Source organism: Sideroxydans sp. CL21 (genome assembly GCF_902459525.1).
Classification (GTDB): domain Bacteria; phylum Pseudomonadota; class Gammaproteobacteria; order Burkholderiales; family Gallionellaceae; genus Sideroxyarcus.
On record NZ_LR699166.1, the window covers coordinates 3,228,178 to 3,250,124 of the forward strand.

Consider the following 21,947-nt stretch of genomic DNA (forward strand, 5'->3'; position numbering starts at 1 on the left):
CCCCTAAACCTCTTGGTGGAGAAACGACCTCTTATGGAGAAACGCGAACTCCCACAAACCCATCGGGCCACAAGAGTAACAAGGTAGGCCTGAAACAGTCTGTACGGTAGCACACACTAATGGAGATATCAGGCATTAACAGAGCAAAAAACAGGGTTATGCGTAGACGACCTGCACGTTCTGCGCACCACACATCGCACGCAATCCGTCGAGCAATTCATCCGGCAAGGTGACCTGCCATGGATCACCGAGCCGCAGAGGAGCGCTGCCGATCAGGTTGCGATAGTTGATCTGTACCGGACATTTTCCGCCGCAATAGGGCTTGAGCAGTTCAGCCAGTTGCGGAACGCGCACTTTGTCGTCGATTGAGCAGGTGATGTCCAGCCGTTTGGCGAAGGTCGCGCGCGCCTCGGCAAATGGGAACAGCTCTTCTGCCGTAACGCGCATATTGCCCGAGTAATCGTCCAGATTCGCCTTGCCACTCACCACCAGCAGCTCGTCGTCGCGCATCCAGACACGGTTCATGTCATAGAGTTCGTTAAACACCGTCACTTCAAGTTGTGCACTGCCATCGTCCAGCGTCACCACCGCCATTTTGCCGCGGCGCGTCTGCAGGATGCGCACACCGCTGACCATGCCTGCCAGTACCAGCGATTTCGCGTTATTGCGACGTCCGCCGCCACCATTGCCATAACCGCCGTTCCCGCTTGCGGGTGCAACGATGTCCGGCGTGATATCAGCCAATTTGATTTTTACAAAGTTGGACAACTCTTCCGCAAACTCCTGGTACGGGTGCCCGCTCAGGTAAAACCCCAGCGCGGTCTTTTCCTGCGCCAATTGCTCGCGCATCTTCCAGCGCGGCACATCCGCCATCCGTACCGGCATGGCGTGCGCCTCGTCGTCGCCGAACAGGCTGTTCTGGTTCGCCGCACGCGCTTTCTGTTCCGCGCTGCCCAGTGCCGCATCCAGCGATGCAATCAGTTGATAGCGATGATCGTTGATCTTGTCGAACGCGCCGGCCCTGATCAGCGCCTCAATGGAGCGGCGGTTCACGATGCGTTTGTCCACGCGGTGGCAAAAATCGAACAAATCTCTGAACGGCCCTGCCTTGCGCGCTGCCACGATGTTCTCCACCGCAGCCTCGCCCGTGCCTTTTACTGCGCCCAATCCATAGGCGATGGTCTTCGCATCCACCGGCTGGAAACGGAAGCACGAGGAATTGATGTCCGGCGCCAGGATGGTCAGCCCCTGCTGTACCGTATCCTGGTAGAAGAAACTGACTTTGTCGGTGTTCACCATTTCCGAGGTCATGGTCGACGCCATGAACGCGGCAGGGTAGTGGCATTTAAGATATGCGGTCTGGTACGCCACGAGCGAATAAGCTGCGGCGTGCGATTTGTTGAAGCCGTACCCCGCGAACTTCTCCATCGTGTCGAAGATCTCGTTCGCCTTTTTTTCTTCGATACCGTTTTTCCCCGCACCCGCAACGAAAATGCTGCGCTGCTCGGCCATCTCCTCGGCCTTTTTCTTGCCCATCGCGCGGCGCAGCATGTCCGCACCGCCCAGCGTGTAACCCGCCACCACCTGCGCCGACTGCATCACCTGTTCCTGGTAGACCATGATGCCGTAAGTATTGCCGACCACCTTCTCCAGCAGAGGATGCGGAAGAATCACCTGCTGGCGACCGTGTTTACAGTTGATGTAATCGGGAATGAAATCCATCGGGCCCGGCCGGTACAGGGCGTTCAAAGCAATGAGGTCTTCCAGGCAGTCCGGCTTCGCCTTTACCAGCGTGTCCTTCATACCGCGCGATTCGAACTGGAACACGGCGGTGGTGTTCGCTGTCTTGAAAATGCGGTCGTAGGTTTCCTTGTCGTCGAGGGGAATGTTTTCAATTGCAAAGGATTCAGGATCCTGGATACGGGATACAGTAGAACCCGCTGCCCCCTGCGCGCCGCTACCCTCCCCCTGTATCCTGTATCCAGGATCCTGTATCCCGAGCCCTTTGATGTATCGCACCGCCCAATCAATAATCGTCAGCGTGCGCAAGCCCAGAAAGTCGAACTTGACCAAGCCGACGGACTCCACATCATCCTTGTCGTACTGGCTTACCGTGCTTTCGCTGCCCTCGGCGCAATACAGCGGACAAAAGTCGGTGAGCTTGCCCGGAGCGATCAAAACACCGCCCGCGTGCATGCCGACGTTGCGCGTCAGGTCTTCCAGACGCTCGCCCAGCTCCATCAATTCTTCCACACCCTCTTCACTGGCGATGACGGCATTAAACTCCGGTTCCATCTCGCGCGCCTTTCTCAGCGACACCGGCTTCACGCCTTCTACCGGCACCAGCTTGGAGAGTCTGTCGCACAAACCATAAGGAAAATCCAGTACGCGACCGACATCGCGAATAACGCCCTTGGAAGCCATGGTGCCGAAGGTGGCGATCTGCGACACGTTCTGCACGCCGTACTTGTGGCGCACATATTCGATCACACGCTCGCGCCCATCCTGGCAGAAGTCCACGTCGAAGTCGGGCATGGAGACGCGTTCGGGATTGAGGAAACGCTCGAACAGCAGTTCGTAGCGCAGCGGGTCGAGATCAGTGATGCCCAGCGAATACGCCACCAGCGAGCCCGCGCCGGAACCGCGCCCCGGCCCCACCGGCACACCGTTGGGAAACTTCTCGTCGCGGAAGGATTTTGCCCAGCGGATGAAGTCGGCCACGATCAGGAAGTAGCCGGGGAACTTCATGTTGATGATGGTGTTGACCTCGAATTCCAGGCGCGCCTGATACTCCGGCATTTTGGCCGCGCGCTGCACCGCATCGGGATACAGATGCAGCATGCGCTCCTGCAGTCCGCGCTGCGATTCGCTGCGCAGGAAGTCGTCCAGCGTCTCGCCGTTGGGCGTGGGAAAATCCGGCAGGTGCGGCTTGCCCAGTTTCAGCGTGAGGTTGCAGCGTTTGGCGATCTCCACGCTGTTCTGCAAAGCCTCCGGCAGGTCGGCGAACAGCTTCGCCATCTCGGCCTGCGTCTTGAAATATTGCTGCGCGGTAAATTGCTTCACTCGGCGCTTGTCGTTCAGCACATAGCCTTCGGCGATGCATACGCGCGCCTCGTGCGCCTTGAAATCGTCAACGGTCATGAACTGCACAGGGTGAGTGGCCACTACCGGCAGCCCGAGTTCTGCGGCCAGCTTCACCGTATCGCGCAGATGCACCTCTTCGCGCGGCGCACCATAGCGCTGAACTTCCAGATAGAAACGGTTGGGGAACAGCCCCGCATATTCCTGCGCGACGACTTTCGCACTCGCCGCATTGCCGTTCATCAGCGTCGCCCCGACTTCGCCCAAGTGCGCACCGGACAAGGCGATCAATCCATCCGTTCCGGCGCGGAGCCACTCCTTGCGTATCTCGGGACGGCCGCGATACTGATTCTCCAGATAAGCCTGCGTGAGCAGTTCGCACAAGCGCAGATAACCCGCATGGGATTGGCACAACAGCAACAAACGGTATGGCTGATCGCGCACTGCGTCATTGGTCACGAACACGTCGCAGCCAACGATGGGTTTGATGCCCGCGCCGCGCGTTTCCTTGTAAAACTTCACCAACCCGAACACGTTGGACAAGTCGGTAAGCGCTAACGCCGGCATGCTGTCTGCCTTCGCTGCCGCTACCGCTTCGCCAATGCGCACGATCCCGTCGGCGATGGAATATTCGCTATGCAGACGAAGGTGAACGAAGGAAGGGTGCATGGTCGGCGGCTAAAATTTCAGGCGCCGATTTTACCACCGCAGCTGCGTTTTACCGACGGAAATAACCGGCAACGCATAACATGAAATGCCCTGCATTGGCGTATTCATTGGCATTGCGGCCCGACATGCAAGCAGGACGCGCATTTTATCGAGACTCCCGATGAACAATGGTTTGTGGTGCATATCCTGTAAGCAGCATGCAATAAAAAGAGCGGGGAGACCTGGAAGATAAGTTCGGCTTGGGGGTAGAATGCACGGCGATAGAATCAACGGCCTTTAAATCAATCGTTACTCAAGGAGAACAAGCATGAAGCGGGTAGCAGCACTATTGCTGGTGTTTGGAATGAATCTGGCGCACGCGGAGGCCGGCAGGTTGACGGCTCCCAACAATCCCAAATGGAAAGAAGAGTGCGGCAGCTGCCATACCCCCTACCCTCCGCAGCTGCTGTCGGCAGACAACTGGCGAAGCCTGATGGGCGGCCTGGATAAGCACTTCGGAACAAATGCAACACTCGACGCCAAAGACAACAAGAAAATTCTCGCTTTTCTGGAACAGAATGCCGGCAGCGGTGAAAGGTATAGTGCAGCCAGCTTGCGCATTAGCGATACGCCGTGGTTCAAGCATGAACATCACGTAATCAACGAAAAGGAATGGGTCAATCCCGAAGTGAAAAGCCGCTCCAACTGCTCGGCCTGCCATGGCAGGGTTGTACTCGGCGAATGATCGAAAAACACGCGGTTGTGCCGAACAATGCGCTTATTGACTCGCTGTCTTGCTCCGCTCCCTGAAAACGCGCTCGATTGAGACAGACAGAATGGCGATGTCTTGCGGATGAAGATCCGGAAATGAATCGTGCAGAACAACTCTCAGAAAATGCGCCGATCCGGCATTGCTGAGGGCTTGGCCGGAATCAAGCAAAGGATAGGCAACCCGGTAGGCGTTTTCGAACAAGTCGCGCAAATGCAGGTTTGTGCGGCGTTCCAGGCCTTCATTCCAGGCTGCCGCATCCTTGCCGTTCGATCCAGCCATGCAATAACCTCCTCAACGAGTATTACTTTACCGCATATAACCGGTGCACATACTAAAACCAAGGAAGCGCTGATCAAGTCTGCTTTCCCCTCTTCCAAAAGAGAGGTGGTTTGTTCGGCGTTTCCCTATATCAAGATCGGCTTTATTCCAGCCCGGCAATAAGTTCCGCGAGGCATTTGGCTCATCCTCCAGCCGATTTCGCCGCCCTTGATTATGCTTGCTGCCATCTCGCTTGATTCATTGACTCAAAGCACGGCAAATATGCCGTCACGCATGTCACGCTTTCAATCCCCGAGAAAAGCGGTTTACAAAATGAGTTGAAGGTTATTGTCGGGTAGTTTAGCCGGAAGCAAGGGGGTACTACACGATCATCAGTTCACTTGGGGATTTGGTCCGCAGCCTTCATCGATTGCGATGGCCCAACCGAAGCTTGCGTAACCGGTTGCTGTCCTTCCATTTTTTCTTTTGTCCAATCTGCCGCATCTCCTGCTCCCCAGGATAGTAATGAGGCAAGCCCCAGCACCCACAAGTTACGCTTTCTACCTTCCGGAATTCCACGATCATGCAGATGGTTGCGGATGTATTTGGCCGCTATTGAAAACACGATAGTGGAGATAATCAGATTCCAAATGGATGGCAGTGAAAACATGGGCAATTAAAATGGTAAATGCTGCATTTGGTCAGAACGGCTCATGCTGGCCATGCTGTTTCTTTGTGAAGGTTGATTTTACTCCGTTCTACCGCATGCGGGAGAGGGGATGCCACCAATTCACTATTGATTGAGAAGTGGAATCAATCTTAAGGAGACTGCCGCCCCCGCGCATCTTTATGGCATGATCTCAACGTACTCGTAAATCTCCGCATCGATCAGTTCCTTTCTCACCGGCAGAGCAGCCTCGGCGAACCATGCATGGGGATCATGTCTGTCGATCTCGCGCCCCATAAAACGGACCAATTCACAAATCGGCTCGACTACATTGATACGGTAGCGTTCGTCCTTCTTCACGTACCCCAAGTAGAGATTCTTCATGCAGTTACCTCGACACCAAGAATAGGCTTCGCAGGCGGCGCATGGCATATCGGGATGCAATTGCAACGGGCTTTTGTTAAGCCAGTTACCCTGTATCTCACCCATCTGCATACTCGGCACGTATGTCATGTCGGGACAGGGAAATATCTTGCCGTCCGGCATGACGTTGATGATGTGCGTCGAGACGCGGCACTGTGTTTGTCCGGCGTAGAGCTCCTTGGCGCGATTCGGCAACACCTTGTTGCGCACGATGCCCATGATCGGGATCAATGGGTAAAGCTTGTCCGTGCGAAGAAAGAATTTGTCGATAAGCTGAATCAGTACTGCTTTGCGCTTGTCCAGCGAATCGCCGAAATATTGTTCGTCGGCGACGAACTGCCAATACAAGTAATCGAACGATTCCGCGAGATCGTCGAGTTCCCCGAAGCTGGTATCGGAGCTCCCCCAAGTCACGCGTGCGGTGACACTGCCACCCAGCCGGTCACGCACATGGTTCACGTTTTTGTGCACTTGACGCCAGACACCCCTGCCCCGGTAACCGTCCGTGGTTTGCTCCCCGCCATCGACAGAGACAAGAACATTGGACAACTTGTGCAGCATCCAGTCAGGCAAGTTATCCAGAAGCGTACCGTTTGTCTGCAACTGGTAGCGGAAGGACGGGAAACGGCGCATCACCGTTTCCATCATCTCCCGGTTGAGCGTTGGTTCGCCACCATAGAATGTGACATAGATTTCCTTGCCGCCGAGGTTCCGTTCAATGAAGGCGGCGAGTTGTTCGATGCCGTATTTCAGCTCGGTTTGCGAGCCCAGCACTTCACCCACGCTCATTGAACAGTAGCTGCATTTCAGATTGCACTTGAGCGTGGTGAGAAGTTGCAGCTCGACGCGACCACCAACGATGGGATGTTCAGCATCGGTCATGTGTAACTGTGTTGTCGCAGGAGACAGGGAAATGGTGCGGGCGGTCATGTTCATTCTTTATCTTTGAGATGGATGGAACAGTCGCCGTAATTCAGCTCAGAAAATAGAATGAGTGTTGAATTGCATTACTGATTGGGCCACTTTACCCAAAGTAATCCATTTAACTTTGATCCTCGTCAATTAAAACAAAACACCAATAGAACTTTTCCTTGAAAGAAAGACGAAAGGTCATCCAGAACCGCAAGGGGGAGTTACCGTTAATTTAATCGACGTGTTGTCTTAAATCTGCTCCCTGCAGCTTTTGTATTCTTCGAAAAATGCCAAGGCGATGGAGTGACGTGGAGAACGGGTTCGCAGCGAACTTTGCGATCTATTCCGTGACCGTCTTGAGGCTATCGAGTCCGTATTTTATGGGCTGGATTTGAGTGCTCATTCAAAGGCTCTGACAGTGGGGTAAAAATACACTTGGGACTAACGCTAAGTGTACCTTGAAAAAACAAAGACCCGCGTGTGGCGGGCCTTTGCGAGACAGATGCACAATGCCTTGTGCGTATGACATATATTGGCGGAGAGGGAGGGATTCGAACCCTCGGTAGGCTCACACCTACGCCTGATTTCGAGTCAGGTACATTCGACCACTCTGCCACCTCTCCGGATACTACCCCGCAACCTGCGCCGATAATGCTTGGCATCGCGAGGGCGCGCATTTTACCAGCAACATTTGATTTTCGGGCAGAATGTTGGGGAACCTCCAATTGAGTCCACCATGAACCGCGTTGCTAACAAAAATGGGATGATCGCAAGGCGCGCGACGCCGGTAGCGCCTGCGACACGTTACTGGCAAAGCCAGCCGTTTGCGGGAGCAGTCGCATGCCGCCACTCCCGCACTCACCGCTTCACGCACCGTGTCATGGCGGCAGTGTTACTACGATGCCAAGGAGCGCAACGCCGCGAGCGCCCATTTTTGTTGGCAACCCTTCGGGCACACGGTTTTGCGGGCGGTTTGCGTCGTCAAACTCCTAGCGAATGGAATAACCATTCGCGTTGTCGTTTTCCTTGCATCCCATCCCGCAAAACCGTGTGCGCGGTCATGGGGGACTCAATTGAAGGTTCCTGAATGCGCAGCTTGCTCCCTCTACAACTCGCGGTCGTCCTTGCGCTGTGCGCATGGCTCTGGATGAAGACCACCGCCATCGATCCCTTGCCAGACTGGCATCAGGGCGAACTGGTGGTCATCGTTCCGCCTGCAGAAATGGAAGCAGAAAACGCTTTTGAAACCGAACTCGCCGAACAGTTTGCCCAACAGTTGCAGGTAAAACTGAAGATTGTTCCGCTTCCGGTCGGCCAGGCCCTTCCTGCATTGACCGCGCACAAGGCCCATCTGGCAACCGGCGTCCGCAACACAAGCGATTACGCGGTGCGCTTCGGCAAGGCTTATCAATCGCTTGAAGAACTGCTGATCTGTCACGGCAAGACGCCGGATGATCTGGACGACCTTGAAGGCCGTGAACTCGCCGTCGCCGCCGGATCGCCGCAAGAGGCGGCTTTGCGCGAAGTGCGTCACGAGCATGACAAGCTGGGCTGGAGATCGCAGCGCAATACCTCGTCCGCCGAACTGCTGGAAGAAGTCGCCTACGGAAAACTGGACTGCACGGTTGCTAACGAGGAGCAGCTCGCAACCGCACGAAATTACTACCCGGAACTGGGGGTCGCCCTGGATATCGATTCGCCTTCAGATATGTCCTGGGCTTTTGCCGTCGATGGCGATCCAAAACTGTTTGACGAAGCGCAGCAATTCTTCGCCCGCATCAAACAGGACGGTTCCTTGCGCCAACTGATCGACCGCTATTACGGCCACAATGACCGTCTCGATGCGATGGATGCCGAAGCCTTCATCGCCCAGACGCGTACCCTGCTGCCGCATTTCAAGCACTGGTTCCAGGAAGCCGCCGATCTCACCGGCATCGATTGGCAATTGCTTGCCGCGCTTTCATACCAGGAATCGCACTGGAATCCCAATGCCACCTCATACACCAATGTGCGCGGCATGATGATGCTGACCGACGAGACTGCAGACCGCATGAATGTGGAGAACCGCCTGGACGCGCATTCCAGCATCCTTGCCGGTGCCCGTTACCTGCAATTGCTCAAGGAACAGCTGCCGCTGCGCATCAGCGAAGAAGATCGGCTGTGGATGGCGCTCGCTGCCTACAATCAGGGCATGGGGCATCTGGAGGATGCACGCGTCCTGGCAAGCCAGTCCGGATTGAACCCGGACGTGTGGGCCGACGTAAAACGCATGATGCCTTTGCTGTCGCGCCCTTCGTTTTACAACAATGCCAAGCACGGCAAGGCGCGCGGCGGTGAAGCAGTGATCCTCGTCGAGACCGTGCGCTTATACCAGGACATGCTGAAACGCCTTGATGCCCAGGAAAATCTGTATCAATTGCCGCCAACTCTGAAAAACAGTTTCGTGGGCAGTCTCATCAATTAGGTTTACCGTCGCGCCGACAACAGGAACCGGTTGATCCACAGTGCGAGGCTGACGGAGCAAGTTCCGATCCGACCGCGAGGAACTTTTAACGAGGTCAGGCTGCCTTCCCCAACTCACGTCACGAGCGCAGAATCGCCATCAAGGCTTTGCCTGGCCATTCGAGCAGAAACCAAAAACCGGAGAATGCAAAGATATACAGCAAGGGATTGGCCTGTTGCTTACGCACGGCATCGGCGCACACCACGAGGGCGAGCATGCACATGATCCCGCCAACAACGATGGAGATCTTCATGCCGAACGAGTACTTCATTCCCTCTTCCAGATGCGCTTGCATGAGGAAAGCAACACTGACTACGCCGACCAGGAGCCACGGGATGGCGACCAATAGCATGACCAGCACCGTTTTACGGAAGGGTGTCAGCTCCATCATGCTGGCCCCACCCGGAAATCAGATCGCGTTGATGGAGGTCAGTCCGCCCATGCAAGGGCGCAACACTTCCGGCACCAGCACGCTGCCGTCGGCCTGCTGGTAGTTTTGGCTACGGCCACTCGCTATCGCTCGTTTAACATTCGCTGCGCTCATATTAGCCTCCGCCACAAGTATTCTTGCTGTGTAGGCTAACCCGCATTCGGGTTACGCCGGAACTAAAACAATCAACTTGCCCGAATGCTTTCAATCCCGCCCATATAGGGGCGTAATACTTCAGGGACTTTCACGCTTCCATCTGCTTGTTGATTGTTTTCCAGCACTGCCACCAATGTGCGTCCCACGGCGAGGCCGGAACCGTTGATGGTATGCACCAGCTCCGGCTTGCCTTGAGCGTTGCGGAAGCGTGCCTGCATGCGCCGCGCCTGGAAAGCTTCGAAGTTGGAGCAGGAAGAAATCTCGCGGTAAGTGTTCTGTGCCGGCAACCATACTTCGATGTCGTAGGTCGTCGCGGCAGAGAAACCAATGTCGCCGGTACACAGTTTGACTACGCGATACGGCAGGCCGAGTTTCTTCAAGATCGTTTCGGCATGGCCGAGCAATTCTTCCAGCATCTCGTAGGATTTTTCCGGATGCACGATCTGCACCAACTCCACCTTGTCGAACTGGTGCTGGCGGATCATTCCTCGCGTGTCGCGGCCGTAGGAACCCGCCTCGCTGCGGAAGCACGGCGTGTGCGCCACGTATTTCAGCGGCAATTTTTCCAGCGGCGTGATCGTGTCACGCACCATGTTGGTCACGGGAACTTCGGCGGTGGGGATTAGGTAATAGCCTTTGTTTTGTTGTAAATAATTCTCAAGCACTCCCAATATAGCTATTTCGCTCTCGTTAGAGCGCGCCGCTTGCGTAATATTAGTTACCGAATCATAAAACGATGCACAGAACTCTTTGAAAGCCTCCGTGTTACTTTCGTCGATATTTTTAAAGGTACAAAACAGGTCTTCTTCAAACTTCGGCAACTGGCCGGTACCGCGCATCGAATCCGCATTCACTAAGTAAGGCACATAGGTCTCGGTGTAGCCATGTTTCTCGGTGTGCGTGTCCAGCATGAACTGGGCGAGTGCGCGGTGTAGCCTGGCCAGCGGACCTTTCAGCAGCGAGAAGCGCGCACCGGCGATTTTCGTCGCCGTCTCGAAATCCAGTCCGCCCAGCCCCTCACCGATGCTGACGTGATCCTTCACCTCGAAGGCGAACTTCGGGACCTCGCCGACCTTGCGCACCTCGACGTTGTCGGCTTCCGACTTGCCCACCGGCACCGTCGCGTGCGGCGTGTTCGGAATGACCGCCAGGAACGCATCCATCTCCTGCAACAGTTGAGGCAGCTTCGCTTCGAGCTGTTTCAGCTCGTCGCCCAATGCACCGACCTCCGCCATGATTGCTGTGGTGTCTTCACCTTTGGCCTTGGCTTGTCCGATCAGTTTGGATGAAGCGTTGCGTTTGGCTTGCAGCTCTTGTGTGCGGGTCTGGATGGTCTTGCGCTCCGCTTCCAGTTGCTCGAACTTCGCCGTATCCAGCGTGTAACCGCGTGTCGCCAAACGTGCCGCCACGGCGGCCAGGTCGTTGCGTAATGCTTGTATGTCTAACATCTCTGCTCCTGTGTAGGTCGGGTTAGCGGCTTCATCGCGTAACCCGACATGAAATTCCGATCAACTGCAAATGTCGGGTTACGCGGCGCTAACCCGACCTACATTTTCTTTGCTTTTGCATCCAGCTCGCGCAGATGCGCCAGCTTCTCCGAAATCTTTGCTTCCAGCCCGCGCTCGGTGGGTTCGTAAAAACTTACTTCCGGCATACCGTCGGGGAAGTAATTCTCGCCCGCCGCATAACCGCCCTCTTCGTTATGTGCGTAACGGTAGTCCTTGCCGTAATCCAGTTGCTTCATCAATTTGGTCGGCGCGTTGCGCAAGTGCAACGGCACTTCGCGCGAGCCGTCCTGACTGACAAAGGCGCGGGCGGCATTATACGCGACGTATCCGGCGTTCGACTTGGCGGCGACCGCGAGATACAGCACGGCTTGCGCCAGTGCCAGTTCGCCTTCCGGAGAGCCAAGACGTTCGTAGGTAGCCGCGGCATCGTTGCACAGCTGGATGGCACGCGGATCGGCCAGGCCGATATCTTCCCATGCCATACGCACGATACGCCGCGCCAGGTAGCGCGGGTCGGCACCGCCGTCCAGCATGCGCACCAGCCAGTACAGGGCAGCATCGGGGTTGGAACCGCGCACCGATTTGTGCAGCGCGGAGATCTGGTCATAGAAGGCTTCGCCGCCCTTGTCGAAGCGGCGCAGTTTTTGCGCCAGTGTGTTGTCGAGGAAGGCGACGTCGATGTTCTTCAATTTGGCCGCAGCCGCCGCAGTCTGCAACTGCTCCAGCACATTGAGCAGCCGCCGCGCATCGCCATCCGCATAGCCGATAACGCGCTCCCGCGCCGCCGCATCGAATGTGATGTCCGGCAACGCCGTTTGCCGCGCCCGCTCGAACAATTGCGCCATCTCGGCTTCTGACAGGGATTGCAGCACATATACCTGCGCCCGCGACAGCAAAGCGTTGTTCAATTCGAACGAGGGGTTCTCGGTGGTCGCGCCGATGAAGGTGACCAATCCCTGTTCGACGAACGGCAGGAAGGCGTCCTGTTGCGACTTGTTGAAACGGTGGACTTCGTCCACGAACAGGATGGTGTGGCGGCCACTCTGCTGCAAAGTCTGCTCGGCCTGCGCGATGGCTTCGCGGATGTCCTTCACCCCCGACAGCACCGCCGACAACGGCACGAACTCGGCATCGAAAGCCGATGCCATCAATCTGGCCAGCGTGGTCTTGCCCACGCCCGGCGGTCCCCACAGGATCATGGAATGCAACTTGCCCGACTGGAATGCGAGGCGCAACGGTTTGCCCTCACCCAACAGATGCGTTTGGCCTATGACTTCGTTGATGTGTTTGGGCCGCAGCCGTTCGGCCAGGGGCGCGGCGGGCTGGTTGGGGGCGAACAGATCCGCGCCGCTCATTACTCGCCCAGCACGTCCGCACCTTTGGGCGGCACGAATTTGAACTGCTGTGCACCGAAAGACGGATTGTTTTTTAAGCCGGAAAAACGCAACACGGTGTGATGTCCGAAAGCATCGTGCAATTCCATCACCACCAATTCCGACTTAACGTTGAACGCCATGAGTATTTTCTGGAAAGTCGTCTCGGCCGATTTCGGAGTGGCTTGCAGCCATTCCAGGCCATCGCGATCGTCAACGTCCTTGAGCGAAAAGTCGCGTTCGATCTCGTTGCTGCCCGAGAGCAGCGCAGCGGGACTGCTGCCCAGCGCCGCATCCAGTTTCTTCACCGTGACCTGGTTCAGGTCGGCGTCATACATCCAGAATTTCTTGCCGTCGCCGACGATGAGCTGTTCATACGGCTTTTTATAGACCCAGCGGAACCGTCCGGGGCGCTCGAACTGCATGGTGCCGGAAGCACTCTGGATGCGCTTGCCGTTCTTGTCCAGCACCTCCTGCGTGAAGTCGGCCTGTGCGGAATGCGTCGACACGACAAAGGTGTGGAGCTTCTGGATGGCACTCGCATGCGCGGTTGTCGATGCAAGCAATAAAAGTGTGATGAGTGATTTTTCTAACATGTTCCAAACCTGAGTTATTGGGGGAAGGGAGAAGAGGGAAGAGGGAAGGGTAAGAACCGTGCCGCTGCAGATTTTACCCTTTCCCCTTCTCCCTTTACCCTTCTCTGGTTGGTGCGAGCACTTCGCGGTTGCCGTTGCTTTGCATGGGAGACACCAGCCCGGCTTTTTCCATCGCTTCGATCAGGCGCGCGGCTCGGTTGTAGCCGATGCGCAGATGGCGCTGCACGAGCGAAATGGAAGGACGGCGCGTTTTCAGCACGATCTCCACAGCTTGGTCGTACAGCGCATCGACCTCGGCTTCGCCTCCCCCGCCATCGTATTCACCCTCGGCCGCTTCATCCAGCGACGTCAGCACGCCCTCGACATAGTTCGGCTGGCCCTGCGCCTTGAGATATTCGGCGACGCGATGGACTTCCTGGTCGGAAACGAACGCCCCGTGTACGCGCTGCGGATAGCCGCTGCCCGGCGGCAGGTAGAGCATGTCGCCCTGGCCCAGCAGCGCTTCCGCCCCCATCTGGTCGAGAATCGTGCGCGAATCGATCTTGCTCGATACCTGGAACGCGACGCGCGTCGGTACGTTGGCCTTGATCAACCCGGTGATCACGTCGACCGAGGGGCGTTGCGTCGCCAGCACCAGGTGGATGCCCGCAGCGCGCGCTTTCTGCGCCAGGCGCGCAATGAGCTCTTCCACCTTCTTGCCCACCACCATCATCAGGTCGGCGAGTTCGTCGATGAAGATAACGATGAACGGCAGTTCTTCCAGCGCTTCCGGATTCTCCGGCGTGATCGTGAACGGATTGGTCAGCGGCTTTCCGGCTTTGACAGCGTCGCGTACTTGCTGGTTGTAGCCGGCGATGTTGCGCACGCCGAGTGCGGACATCAACTTGTAGCGCTTGTCCATTTCCTGCACACCCCAATTGAGGGCGGATGCGGCCTGACGCATGTCGGTGACTACGGGGGCCAACAGGTGCGGAATGCCTTCATACACGGAAAGCTCAAGCATCTTGGGATCGACCAGCAGCAGGCGCACTTGCTGCGGCGTGGACTTGTATAGCAGGCTCAGGATCATGGCGTTGATCGCCACCGACTTGCCGGAGCCCGTGGTACCGGCCACCAGCACATGCGGCATCTTGCCCAGATCGGCGACCACCGGTTTGCCGGAAATATCCTTGCCCATCGCCATGGTCAGCGGTGAATGCATTTCGGCATAGACCTGGGAGCCGAGTATTTCCGAGAGGTGCACGATCTGGCGTTTCGGGTTGGGCAGTTCCAGTGCCATGTAGCTCTTGCCGGGAATGGTCTCGACCACGCGGATGCTGACCACGGACAAGGCGCGCGCCAGGTCGCGCACCAGATTGGTGATCTGGCTGCCTTTTACGCCGACGGCGGGATCGATCTCATAGCGCGTGATGACGGGACCGGGATAGGCACCGACCACTTTGACTTCGACGCCGAAATCCTTGAGCTTGCGTTCTATGAGGCGCGAGGTGAATTCAAGCGTCTCGGCGGAAACCACTTCGACCTGCTGCTTTGCCTCATCCAGCAGATGCAACGGCGGCAGATCCGAATCCGGCATATCGGCAAACAGGGAGACCTGCTTCTCCTTTAGCACCCGCGCCGAGCGCGGCACTTCGTAAACCGGCATCTCGATGTGGATCGGCTCGTGTTCTTCCACGCGTTTTTTTTCTTCTTCGACCACCACACTGCGTTCCTGCATCGCCTGCGCGCCGATGCGTTTGTCCTGCCGCGTCTGCCAGGCATTTCGCGCCCAGAACCAGGCCTCTTCCAGCACCGTCCCCAGCCAGTCGGCAAAACGCAACCAGGACAACCCGGTATAAAGACTGAAGCTCACCACCATCAATGCGAGCAGAAACAAGGTGGCGCCGATATAACCCAGGGCATGCGACAACGCCCCCCCCAGTGCGGCACCAAACATGCCGCCGGGTGCCAGCGGCAATGCAATTTTCCATGTGTAAAGGCGCAGGGCTTCCAGCGCGCTGCTGGCAAACAGCAACACCAGGAAACCCAGCAAGGAGACCCAGAGCGCGCGCTGGTCGAAAATGCTGTCGGCACGAATGCGGTGATAGCCGGCCCATACGCGCTGCAACATCAGCGTCACCCACCACCAGGCAGAAAAGCCGAACAGGTAGAGCAGGACATCCGCCAGCCACGCGCCCAGCACTCCGCCGGGATTGTGGGTGACGGCAGCGCTCGCACTATGCGACCAGGAGGGATCGGCGCGGTCATAACCAAACAGAATGAGAATCAAATACAGCGCTACCGCCACCAGCAGCAGCCAGCGCGATTCGCGCAACAGGCCGAGCAATCTTTCCGGCAACGGCGGGCGGGGGCTTTCGGGTGGCGCCATTAAATTCCCTCGGAGTCGTTGGGGGCGGGCGGAAGGAATCCCAAGCGACGTGCCGCACTGACTGCTTCCAGTCGCGAATTGACATGCAAGGCCTGATAAACCGCCGCAGTGTGTATCTTCACGGTGCCCTCGGCCAAATTCATCCTTTTGGAGATCTCCTTATTCGCCAACCCCGAGGCAAGAAAGGTCAACACTTCGAGCTGGCGCGAGGTAAGCCCGAATTTGGCAGCGCGTTGCGAGCGCTTGTTCACCTGCGTCTCGCCCTGGTCGACGCTGTTCATCGCTTGCTGCAGGAGTTGCGGAGGCAGATAGACTCCGCCCTCCAGCACCATGCGCAACGCGGACAACATGATCTTGCTGGACGACATCTTGGAGATGAATCCCATCGCGCCCGATTCCATTACGCTCTCGATGTCGTCGCGATGATCGGAACCGGAGACGACCACCAACGGGATATCCGGGTAGCGCAGATGAAAAAACTGGATGGAGGGAACACCTTCGCTACCGGGCATGTTCAAATCGAGCAGCGCAAGATCGATGTCGGTATTGTCATTTACCAGTTGCAATGCGTCCTGGAAATTCCCGGTATCAAGAATCTCGACTTCGTCAGCAAGCTGCTGCAGAACATAGTGCATGCCATCGCGGAACAACGCATGGTCATCCGCCATCAGCACCTTGATTTTCATACCCCCCCTAATATCTCTTCAATCCTTGCAAGAAGCCCCTCTCTCGAACTCTTTCCCCACAAGCGAGAGTAAGAACGTGAAGACCCTCTTCAATCTTCGCCTGCAATCATACCACTCCAGGCAATGGCTTCTGGTTTTCACCTTGCAGGGCAAAATGCATCATCGCCCGCAAGCGTATCGGCGCGATCGGCTTGTGCAGCAGGATCGCGTTGCTGTCATGTATCTCTTGCAGGGTTGCGCTGGCGGTATCGCCTGTCAATACCACTGCCGGCAAATCATTGCCCCATTGTTCACGCATCATTTTGATGACATGGATGGCCGTCATGCCGTAGGGCAGGCGGAAATCGCACACCAGCAAATCGGGCCGCAATCCGGCGATATCCAGCTTGCGCATGACATCTTCGGCATACTCTCCGGCCCGCACCTTGCATCCCCATTGCTCCAGGAGGTCGACAATCACTTCGCGGATATCCGGATCGTCTTCTACCAGCGCCACGACACGACCGTTCAAGTCGTAGTGTGAATGGGTGATGACGAAAGGTTGTGCCAGGTTTTCGGCATTGCCTATCGGAACCTCGAAACTGAATACCGACCCGACCCCTGGCGTCGAATTGACCCGCACTTCGCATTCCAGAAGACTCTCGATCCGGCGCACGATGGACAAACCCAGCCCCAGTCCTTTGCGCCGGTCCCGGTGCGGATTGTCGGCCTGATAATATTCCTCGAAGATGTGGGGCAAAGTTTCTGCCCGGATACCGATGCCGGTGTCGGAAATTTCAAGACCAACCATCCCTAGCTTGCAGGTACAGCGAACGACTACGCCGCCGGTATCGGTATAACGAATGGCATTGGAAATAAGGTTGCGCAGCATGCGTTCCAGCAGGAAAGGGTCGCTATAGATCGCCACATTGCATACGTTTTGCGGGCCGCACTCGTTGCCGATGCAGAGGGGCAATTGAAAACTCAGTCCTTTAGCCTGTGCGACCGGAGCAAAGTCGCCGTATATCCGGTCGAACAACTCCCCCAGCATGAAATGCTGCTTGCGCGGCTCAACAATACCCGCGTCCAGACGCGATACATCCAGCAGGTCATCAAACATATCGACCAGGGCGTTGACCGATTTGCCGATCTGTTCAGCGAGGCGGATCGTATCCTTTTCCCTGGCCGTATCCTGCAAGGCATCGGAGAACAACCGCAATGCCTGCAAAGGCTGGCGCAAGTCGTGACTGGCGGTCGCGAGAAACTTCGATTTTGCCTGATTGGCCTGTTCGGCCACCTGGCGCGAAGCTTCGGCTTCCCTTTTTCGCTCCAGCAGAGCGCCCACCAGAAGCTCATTCTCGAACCTGCGCCGCTGCGACTGTTCGAAGGTGCGGATCAACTCGAGTGACGACTTGAGCACGAAAATGAAGAACATGATCAACATGCCGAACAATATCCAGTGCGTCGCATCGTTTTCCCATGCGAGCCGCCCCAGCAGTGGCAGGATCATGATCGTCAGGTAGATGAACATCGACGGAGGATGGAACGGGTTGCTGGTCGCCGCGCCCGCCGACATGCCCATCACCACGCAGATCAGCAGTGCCTGATATGCCAGGTCGCCGGGGACGAACATCAGCACGCCGGCACTGCCCCATGTGATTGCAACCAGCGCGGTCAAACGCCTGAACGTGCGATCCCAGTCGAGGTTCTGCAAAACGGTTTTGGTGAGCGTGCCGCGGCGGCGGCAGAAAAAATACTCGATTCCATGCACGCAATAAACTATTGCCAGCCAAACCTGTAGCACGACATGAGAAATCTTGTTCCACATCAGCATCACCAGCATCGGTGCCAGTATCAGTTCTGCAACCAGCATCAGCGGATAACTGTCGATGCGTGCCCGGACCTGCTCCGCGCGTATCTGCAGATTTTTTTCGTCCAGCTCGAACCGCAACAGGTCGATCAATGAACTCATCTGAATGCCAGCAATAACCTGACGTCCTGCACCCACATGTCGGAATGTTGCCAGAACGGCGACAGCAGGATCGGGCGGCCCCTGGGCGCAATGAAATAGGTCCCGGCAGAATGATCCAGATCGTAACCGCCGTTCTTGTTCGGTTGTTTCTCGTAAGTCACGCCGAATGCCTTCGCCACCTGCGCGGTTGCCGCACTATCGCCTGACAGTCCCTTGAAAGTCGGATAGAACGCCGCCGGATATTTCGCCAGCAGTTCCGGTGTATCGCGTTCCGGGTCGAGCGTGATGAACAGCACCTGCACCCTGTCTGCATCTTTCCCCAGTTTGCGCATCATCTGCGCCAGTTCCGCGAGTTCGGTCGGGCACACCTGCGGGCAATGCGTATACCCGAAGAACAGCACCACGACCTTGCCGCGAAAATCCTCCCGACTGACCGGCTTGCCGGTGGTGGCATCGTTCAGATGAAAATCCGCTTGTGCATACTTGGCACTCACGTCGCCGGCCTGGAACGGGGAGGGCAGGGTCTGCTCGCCGCACGCGGCAAGCAGGGACAGCAACAAGAACAGCAACAGGTTACGCAGGGACATGACAGCTACCGCTCCATCCGTTTATATAAAATGTGTATCCGACCTTGATCAAGCCGTACACGCCGAACATCGCCACCAGCAACCCCGCCATCAGCCTGACGCGGGGCGACTGCACCCAGCCCTTGATACCTTCCCAGAACAGACCGATCGCGAGCAGATTCGGCAGGGTGCCCAGACCGAAAGCCAGCATGATGAGTGCGCCGCGCATCGCGTTGCCGCTGGCCAGTGCGGTGAGCAACACGCTGTACACCAGCCCGCACGGCAGCCAGCCCCATAGCGCACCCAATCCCAGCGCACGCGGCACCGTGTTCACCGGCAACAGTCTGGTCGTATAGGGCTGCAGGCGTTTCCACAGACCTCCGCCCAACCGTTCGAGTTGCCGCACCGCCCCCCACACACCGGCAAGATACAGGCCCAGCACAACAAGCATCAGGCTCGACAACGTAAAGAGCAAATGTTGCACCGGAACCGCGTCGCGCATCAGCAAGCCGGCTTGCCCCACCGCACCGACCAGCGCCCCTGCCATCGCGTAACTCATGATGCGCCCGCTGCTGTAGGCCAGGTGGAACGGCCAGCGCGCCGCATCTTTCGGCACTTGCGCGGTAAAGACACCGACGATGCTACCGCACATGCCCAGACAATGTACGCCGCTGAGCAACCCGACCAGGAACACCGCGACAAGACTGAATTCAACCATCGGTTTCTTTTATCTCCAACATCTCCAAATTCAAATGCGCAACCGCCGCCCTGGCATCCGGTTGCGGCTGACAGGGAATGACACCCAACAGCGGCGCCGCAATGCGCTCGCGCAATGCCTGGATGTTCTCCTGCAAAGCGGGCATGCCCGCATCCAGCACATTGGCCACCCAACCCGCACATTCTAGTTGGTAATGGGCGATAGCGTGCATCGTCAGCAAGGCATGATTCAGGCATCCCAGCCGCATACCCACCACCAGTATGACCGGCAGCCCGAGCTGTCTGGCGAGATCAGCACTGGTCTGCCTGTCGTTCAGCGGCACGCAGAATCCTCCCGCCCCTTCGACGATGACCTCGTCGGCCTGCCCGGCCAGCTCCCGGTACGAGGCCATGATGCGCGGGAACTCAATGTTCACGCCGGCATGCCGTGCGGCCAGATGCGGGGCGATAGGACGATGGAAACAATAAGGATTGATCTGGCCGTAGGTGGCCTGCACCGTGCTCGCGGCGCGCAGCAGTTTGGCATCTTCGTTGTGGTCGTCATCGTCGCAACCCGCCGCCACCGGTTTGAATCCGGCCACACGCTTGCCCCGCGCGGAGAAGGCGTGCAGCAGCGCACAACTCACCAGCGTCTTGCCCACGCCGGTATCGGTTCCGGTGACGAAATAACTCATAGCTTGAAATCCGTCCTGATGATGGCGCGCCCGTCCGCAGTCGCCTTCGGCGCAGGTTTCCACGCATGGCCGTAGATGATCTCGAAAGTGGCCGGCAGTTTGCCGTCGCGGCGCAGCTTTTCGTAATTCTCGATAACCCGCTGCCATGCCGCCTTGCCCATCATGCCAGGCGCGCGACCGGCGGTGGCATTGTGCGCACCGATGCTTTTCAGGTCCTGCATCACCGCCCGCACATCGTTGTAGGTCAGCGTGATCCGTTCCATTTCCATCACCGGATCGGTGAAACCTGCCGCCACCAGCATATCGCCGATATCGTGCATGTCGGCGAAACGGCTGAGATGGTTATAGCCATCCACGTCATGAAAGGCGGTTCGCAACTCCCGCAGGGTATCCACGCCGAAACTGGAAAACATCAGCAAGCCGTCCACTTTAAGCACACGGTTCAATTCGACAAAGGTGGCAGGCAGATCGTTGCACCATTGCAGCGCCAGATTCGACCACACCATCCCGATGCTGCCTGAGGCGACAGGCAGAGCCTCGACATCGGCACACAGGTAATTCTCGCGCCTGGACGAGAACAACTTGCTCCACCAGCCCGACGTTCCGCGCGCCAGTTGCAGCATGCCGATGGCGATATCCAGCGCGGTGATTTCCGCTTTGGGGTAGCGCTCGCCCAATTGGCGCGTGCCCCACCCCGTGCCGCTACCAACATCCAGCAAGCGCGTGGGCTGCAGCTTGACGTAGTCCAGTCGCTCCAGCATGCGCGTACACACTTCGCGCTGCAAGATTGCGGCCGCATCGTATTGTTGAGCTGCGCGGTTGAAGGCGCGCCTGACCTGCCGCTTGTCTATCTCGAATTCATTCATGCAGAAAACTCTTTATTTGTTCGACAAAAATTTCAGGGTGCGACAGAAAGGGGGCATGTGCCGCACCTGCCACTTCCATCAATCGCGCCGATGGCATGGCTCGCGCCAGATAGCGCGACGCTGCGGGTGGCGTCAATTTGTCGCGCTCACCGGCAATAATCATGGCTGGTTGCTTGATATGCTGCAATTCTCCGCGCAGATCGACATCACGCAGGATATCCAATCCGGCACGCAGGGCAACCATGTCCGGTTCGCCGCGACTGAACAGGCGTTCGCGCAACCGCACCTGCAATTCGCGTTCGTTCTCGCTGCCGCGCAGCTGCAACGCGATGAAACGGCGCAGGGTGGTCGCATGGTTCTGCTCCAGATCGCCGGCGAATTGCGCCAATACCTCGCTCTCCATGCCGCAACTCCAGTCTGCGCGCCGGGCGAAACACGGCGTGCTCGCAACCAGGATCAGGCGCCGAACCTTGTCGGGCTCGCGTGCCGCCCAGTGCAATGCGATCTGACCTCCCAAAGACCAGCCGCATACTGCAAGCGGCTCATCGAAACTGGCAGACAGCTCGTCAACGATCGCATCGAGCGTGGTGATTTTTCCCGCTTCGCTGTAGCCATAACCCGGCAGATCGACGCTATGCACCCGGATATCTGCGGCCAGCTTCTGTGCCACCTCTTCCCAGACACCGCCGTGCATGCCCCAACCGTGAATCAACAACAACGGCGCTCCGCTGCCAGTCACTTCAATATGCATAGAGCCTCCCTCACCCGAACCCTCTCCCGAAAGGAGAGGGG

Annotated in this window: 19 protein-coding genes and 1 tRNA gene; 2 read left to right on the forward strand and 18 right to left on the reverse strand. The window is 57.3% G+C overall.

The features are described from left to right. Window positions 1-156: 156 nt before the first annotated feature. Window positions 157-3,750 carry a DNA polymerase III subunit alpha gene (gene dnaE / locus QOY30_RS15350; protein WP_283745493.1) on the reverse strand — a complete coding sequence of 1,198 codons (3,594 nt, stop codon included), beginning with the start codon at window positions 3,748-3,750 and terminating at the stop codon, window positions 157-159. Between the two features lie 307 nt (window positions 3,751-4,057). On the opposite strand from dnaE, the gene QOY30_RS15355 reads away from it, so the two are divergent. After that, entirely contained in the window at window positions 4,058-4,474 is a 417-nt protein-coding gene (locus tag QOY30_RS15355) for a cytochrome C (RefSeq protein WP_283745494.1), read from the forward strand. 33 nt (window positions 4,475-4,507) lie between these two features. Here the strand turns inward: QOY30_RS15355 and QOY30_RS15360 are convergent, their stop codons facing one another. The 4 genes from QOY30_RS15360 to QOY30_RS15375 form a co-directional block, all read right to left on the reverse strand. Then, window positions 4,508-4,780, reverse strand: a complete 273-nt coding sequence (locus QOY30_RS15360; RefSeq protein ID WP_283745495.1) for a hypothetical protein — start codon at window positions 4,778-4,780, stop codon at window positions 4,508-4,510. A gap of 376 nt (window positions 4,781-5,156) precedes the next feature. After that, entirely contained in the window at window positions 5,157-5,429 is a 273-nt protein-coding gene (locus tag QOY30_RS15365; RefSeq protein WP_283745496.1) for a hypothetical protein, read from the reverse strand. A 177-nt stretch (window positions 5,430-5,606) separates the two neighbouring features. Then, window positions 5,607-6,785, reverse strand: coding sequence for a radical SAM/SPASM domain-containing protein (locus QOY30_RS15370; RefSeq protein ID WP_283745497.1), 1,179 nt, complete (start codon window positions 6,783-6,785; stop codon window positions 5,607-5,609). Between the two features lie 509 nt (window positions 6,786-7,294). Next, window positions 7,295-7,384, reverse strand: a tRNA-Ser gene (locus QOY30_RS15375). Window positions 7,385-7,848: 464 nt separating this feature from the next. Between QOY30_RS15375 and mltF the strand changes: the two genes are divergently transcribed. Beyond that, window positions 7,849-9,225 (forward strand): membrane-bound lytic murein transglycosylase MltF, encoded by a 1,377-nt coding sequence (gene mltF, locus QOY30_RS15380; RefSeq protein ID WP_283745498.1) that lies wholly within the window; start codon window positions 7,849-7,851, stop codon window positions 9,223-9,225. A gap of 118 nt (window positions 9,226-9,343) precedes the next feature. Here the strand turns inward: mltF and QOY30_RS15385 are convergent, their stop codons facing one another. The 13 genes from QOY30_RS15385 to bioH form a co-directional block, all read right to left on the reverse strand. After that, on the reverse strand, window positions 9,344-9,655 hold the full coding sequence (locus QOY30_RS15385; RefSeq protein ID WP_283745499.1) for a hypothetical protein: 312 nt from the start codon (window positions 9,653-9,655) through the stop codon (window positions 9,344-9,346). Window positions 9,656-9,673: 18 nt separating this feature from the next. After that, window positions 9,674-9,808 (reverse strand): hypothetical protein, encoded by a 135-nt coding sequence (locus QOY30_RS15390; RefSeq protein ID WP_283745500.1) that lies wholly within the window; start codon window positions 9,806-9,808, stop codon window positions 9,674-9,676. Window positions 9,809-9,879: 71 nt separating this feature from the next. After that, entirely contained in the window at window positions 9,880-11,298 is a 1,419-nt protein-coding gene (gene serS, locus QOY30_RS15395; RefSeq protein WP_283745501.1) for a serine--tRNA ligase, read from the reverse strand. 98 nt (window positions 11,299-11,396) lie between these two features. Then, window positions 11,397-12,713 carry a replication-associated recombination protein A gene (locus QOY30_RS15400; RefSeq protein WP_283745502.1) on the reverse strand — a complete coding sequence of 439 codons (1,317 nt, stop codon included), beginning with the start codon at window positions 12,711-12,713 and terminating at the stop codon, window positions 11,397-11,399. Then, window positions 12,713-13,327 carry an outer membrane lipoprotein periplasmic chaperone LolA gene (gene lolA / locus QOY30_RS15405; protein WP_283745503.1) on the reverse strand — a complete coding sequence of 205 codons (615 nt, stop codon included), beginning with the start codon at window positions 13,325-13,327 and terminating at the stop codon, window positions 12,713-12,715. Before lolA ends, QOY30_RS15400 begins: the two co-directional genes overlap by 1 nt. Before the next feature lie 94 nt (window positions 13,328-13,421). Further along, window positions 13,422-15,695 (reverse strand): DNA translocase FtsK, encoded by a 2,274-nt coding sequence (locus QOY30_RS15410; RefSeq protein ID WP_283745504.1) that lies wholly within the window; start codon window positions 15,693-15,695, stop codon window positions 13,422-13,424. Continuing rightward, the gene (locus QOY30_RS15415; RefSeq protein ID WP_283745505.1) at window positions 15,695-16,381 is read right to left on the reverse strand and encodes a response regulator; all 687 of its coding nucleotides are present in this window, start codon (window positions 16,379-16,381) and stop codon (window positions 15,695-15,697) included. The genes QOY30_RS15410 and QOY30_RS15415 overlap by 1 nt, the downstream gene beginning before the upstream one ends. A 106-nt stretch (window positions 16,382-16,487) precedes the next feature. Next, complete coding sequence (locus QOY30_RS15420) at window positions 16,488-18,332, reverse strand: ATP-binding response regulator (RefSeq protein WP_283745506.1); 1,845 nt, start codon at window positions 18,330-18,332, stop codon at window positions 16,488-16,490. Beyond that, on the reverse strand, window positions 18,329-18,919 hold the full coding sequence (locus QOY30_RS15425) for an SCO family protein (protein ID WP_283745507.1): 591 nt from the start codon (window positions 18,917-18,919) through the stop codon (window positions 18,329-18,331). Before QOY30_RS15425 ends, QOY30_RS15420 begins: the two co-directional genes overlap by 4 nt. Next, on the reverse strand, window positions 18,906-19,616 hold the full coding sequence (locus QOY30_RS15430) for a sulfite exporter TauE/SafE family protein (RefSeq protein ID WP_283745508.1): 711 nt from the start codon (window positions 19,614-19,616) through the stop codon (window positions 18,906-18,908). Before QOY30_RS15430 ends, QOY30_RS15425 begins: the two co-directional genes overlap by 14 nt. Continuing rightward, the gene (bioD, locus tag QOY30_RS15435; RefSeq protein WP_283745509.1) at window positions 19,609-20,289 is read right to left on the reverse strand and encodes a dethiobiotin synthase; all 681 of its coding nucleotides are present in this window, start codon (window positions 20,287-20,289) and stop codon (window positions 19,609-19,611) included. Before bioD ends, QOY30_RS15430 begins: the two co-directional genes overlap by 8 nt. Continuing rightward, window positions 20,286-21,155 carry a malonyl-ACP O-methyltransferase BioC gene (gene bioC, locus QOY30_RS15440; RefSeq protein WP_283745510.1) on the reverse strand — a complete coding sequence of 290 codons (870 nt, stop codon included), beginning with the start codon at window positions 21,153-21,155 and terminating at the stop codon, window positions 20,286-20,288. Before bioC ends, bioD begins: the two co-directional genes overlap by 4 nt. Further along, window positions 21,148-21,906: a pimeloyl-ACP methyl ester esterase BioH gene (gene bioH / locus QOY30_RS15445; RefSeq protein WP_283745511.1), complete on the reverse strand. Its 759-nt coding sequence runs from the start codon at window positions 21,904-21,906 to the stop codon at window positions 21,148-21,150. The genes bioC and bioH overlap by 8 nt, the downstream gene beginning before the upstream one ends. Between the last annotated feature and the right edge of the window lie 41 nt (window positions 21,907-21,947).

Bases quoted from the DNA above. Each gene is read 5' to 3' on its own strand.
- QOY30_RS15390 (WP_283745500.1), bottom strand. From the start codon at position 9,808: ATGAGCGCAGCGAATGTTAAACGAGCGATAGCGAGTGGCCGTAGCCAA.
- serS (WP_283745501.1), bottom strand. From the start codon at position 11,298: ATGTTAGACATACAAGCATTACGCAACGACCTGGCCGCCGTGGCGGCA.
- QOY30_RS15365 (WP_283745496.1), bottom strand. From the start codon at position 5,429: ATGTTTTCACTGCCATCCATTTGGAATCTGATTATCTCCACTATCGTG.
- bioH (WP_283745511.1), bottom strand. From the start codon at position 21,906: ATGCATATTGAAGTGACTGGCAGCGGAGCGCCGTTGTTGTTGATTCAC.
- dnaE (WP_283745493.1), bottom strand. From the start codon at position 3,750: ATGCACCCTTCCTTCGTTCACCTTCGTCTGCATAGCGAATATTCCATC.
- lolA (WP_283745503.1), bottom strand. From the start codon at position 13,327: ATGTTAGAAAAATCACTCATCACACTTTTATTGCTTGCATCGACAACC.
- QOY30_RS15385 (WP_283745499.1), bottom strand. From the start codon at position 9,655: ATGATGGAGCTGACACCCTTCCGTAAAACGGTGCTGGTCATGCTATTG.
- mltF (WP_283745498.1), top strand. From the start codon at position 7,849: ATGCGCAGCTTGCTCCCTCTACAACTCGCGGTCGTCCTTGCGCTGTGC.
- QOY30_RS15360 (WP_283745495.1), bottom strand. From the start codon at position 4,780: ATGGCTGGATCGAACGGCAAGGATGCGGCAGCCTGGAATGAAGGCCTG.
- QOY30_RS15430 (WP_283745508.1), bottom strand. From the start codon at position 19,616: ATGGTTGAATTCAGTCTTGTCGCGGTGTTCCTGGTCGGGTTGCTCAGC.
- QOY30_RS15415 (WP_283745505.1), bottom strand. From the start codon at position 16,381: ATGAAAATCAAGGTGCTGATGGCGGATGACCATGCGTTGTTCCGCGAT.
- QOY30_RS15355 (WP_283745494.1), top strand. From the start codon at position 4,058: ATGAAGCGGGTAGCAGCACTATTGCTGGTGTTTGGAATGAATCTGGCG.
- QOY30_RS15425 (WP_283745507.1), bottom strand. From the start codon at position 18,919: ATGTCCCTGCGTAACCTGTTGCTGTTCTTGTTGCTGTCCCTGCTTGCC.
- bioC (WP_283745510.1), bottom strand. From the start codon at position 21,155: ATGAATGAATTCGAGATAGACAAGCGGCAGGTCAGGCGCGCCTTCAAC.
- QOY30_RS15410 (WP_283745504.1), bottom strand. From the start codon at position 15,695: ATGGCGCCACCCGAAAGCCCCCGCCCGCCGTTGCCGGAAAGATTGCTC.
- QOY30_RS15370 (WP_283745497.1), bottom strand. From the start codon at position 6,785: ATGAACATGACCGCCCGCACCATTTCCCTGTCTCCTGCGACAACACAG.
- bioD (WP_283745509.1), bottom strand. From the start codon at position 20,289: ATGAGTTATTTCGTCACCGGAACCGATACCGGCGTGGGCAAGACGCTG.
- QOY30_RS15420 (WP_283745506.1), bottom strand. From the start codon at position 18,332: ATGAGTTCATTGATCGACCTGTTGCGGTTCGAGCTGGACGAAAAAAAT.
- QOY30_RS15400 (WP_283745502.1), bottom strand. From the start codon at position 12,713: ATGAGCGGCGCGGATCTGTTCGCCCCCAACCAGCCCGCCGCGCCCCTG.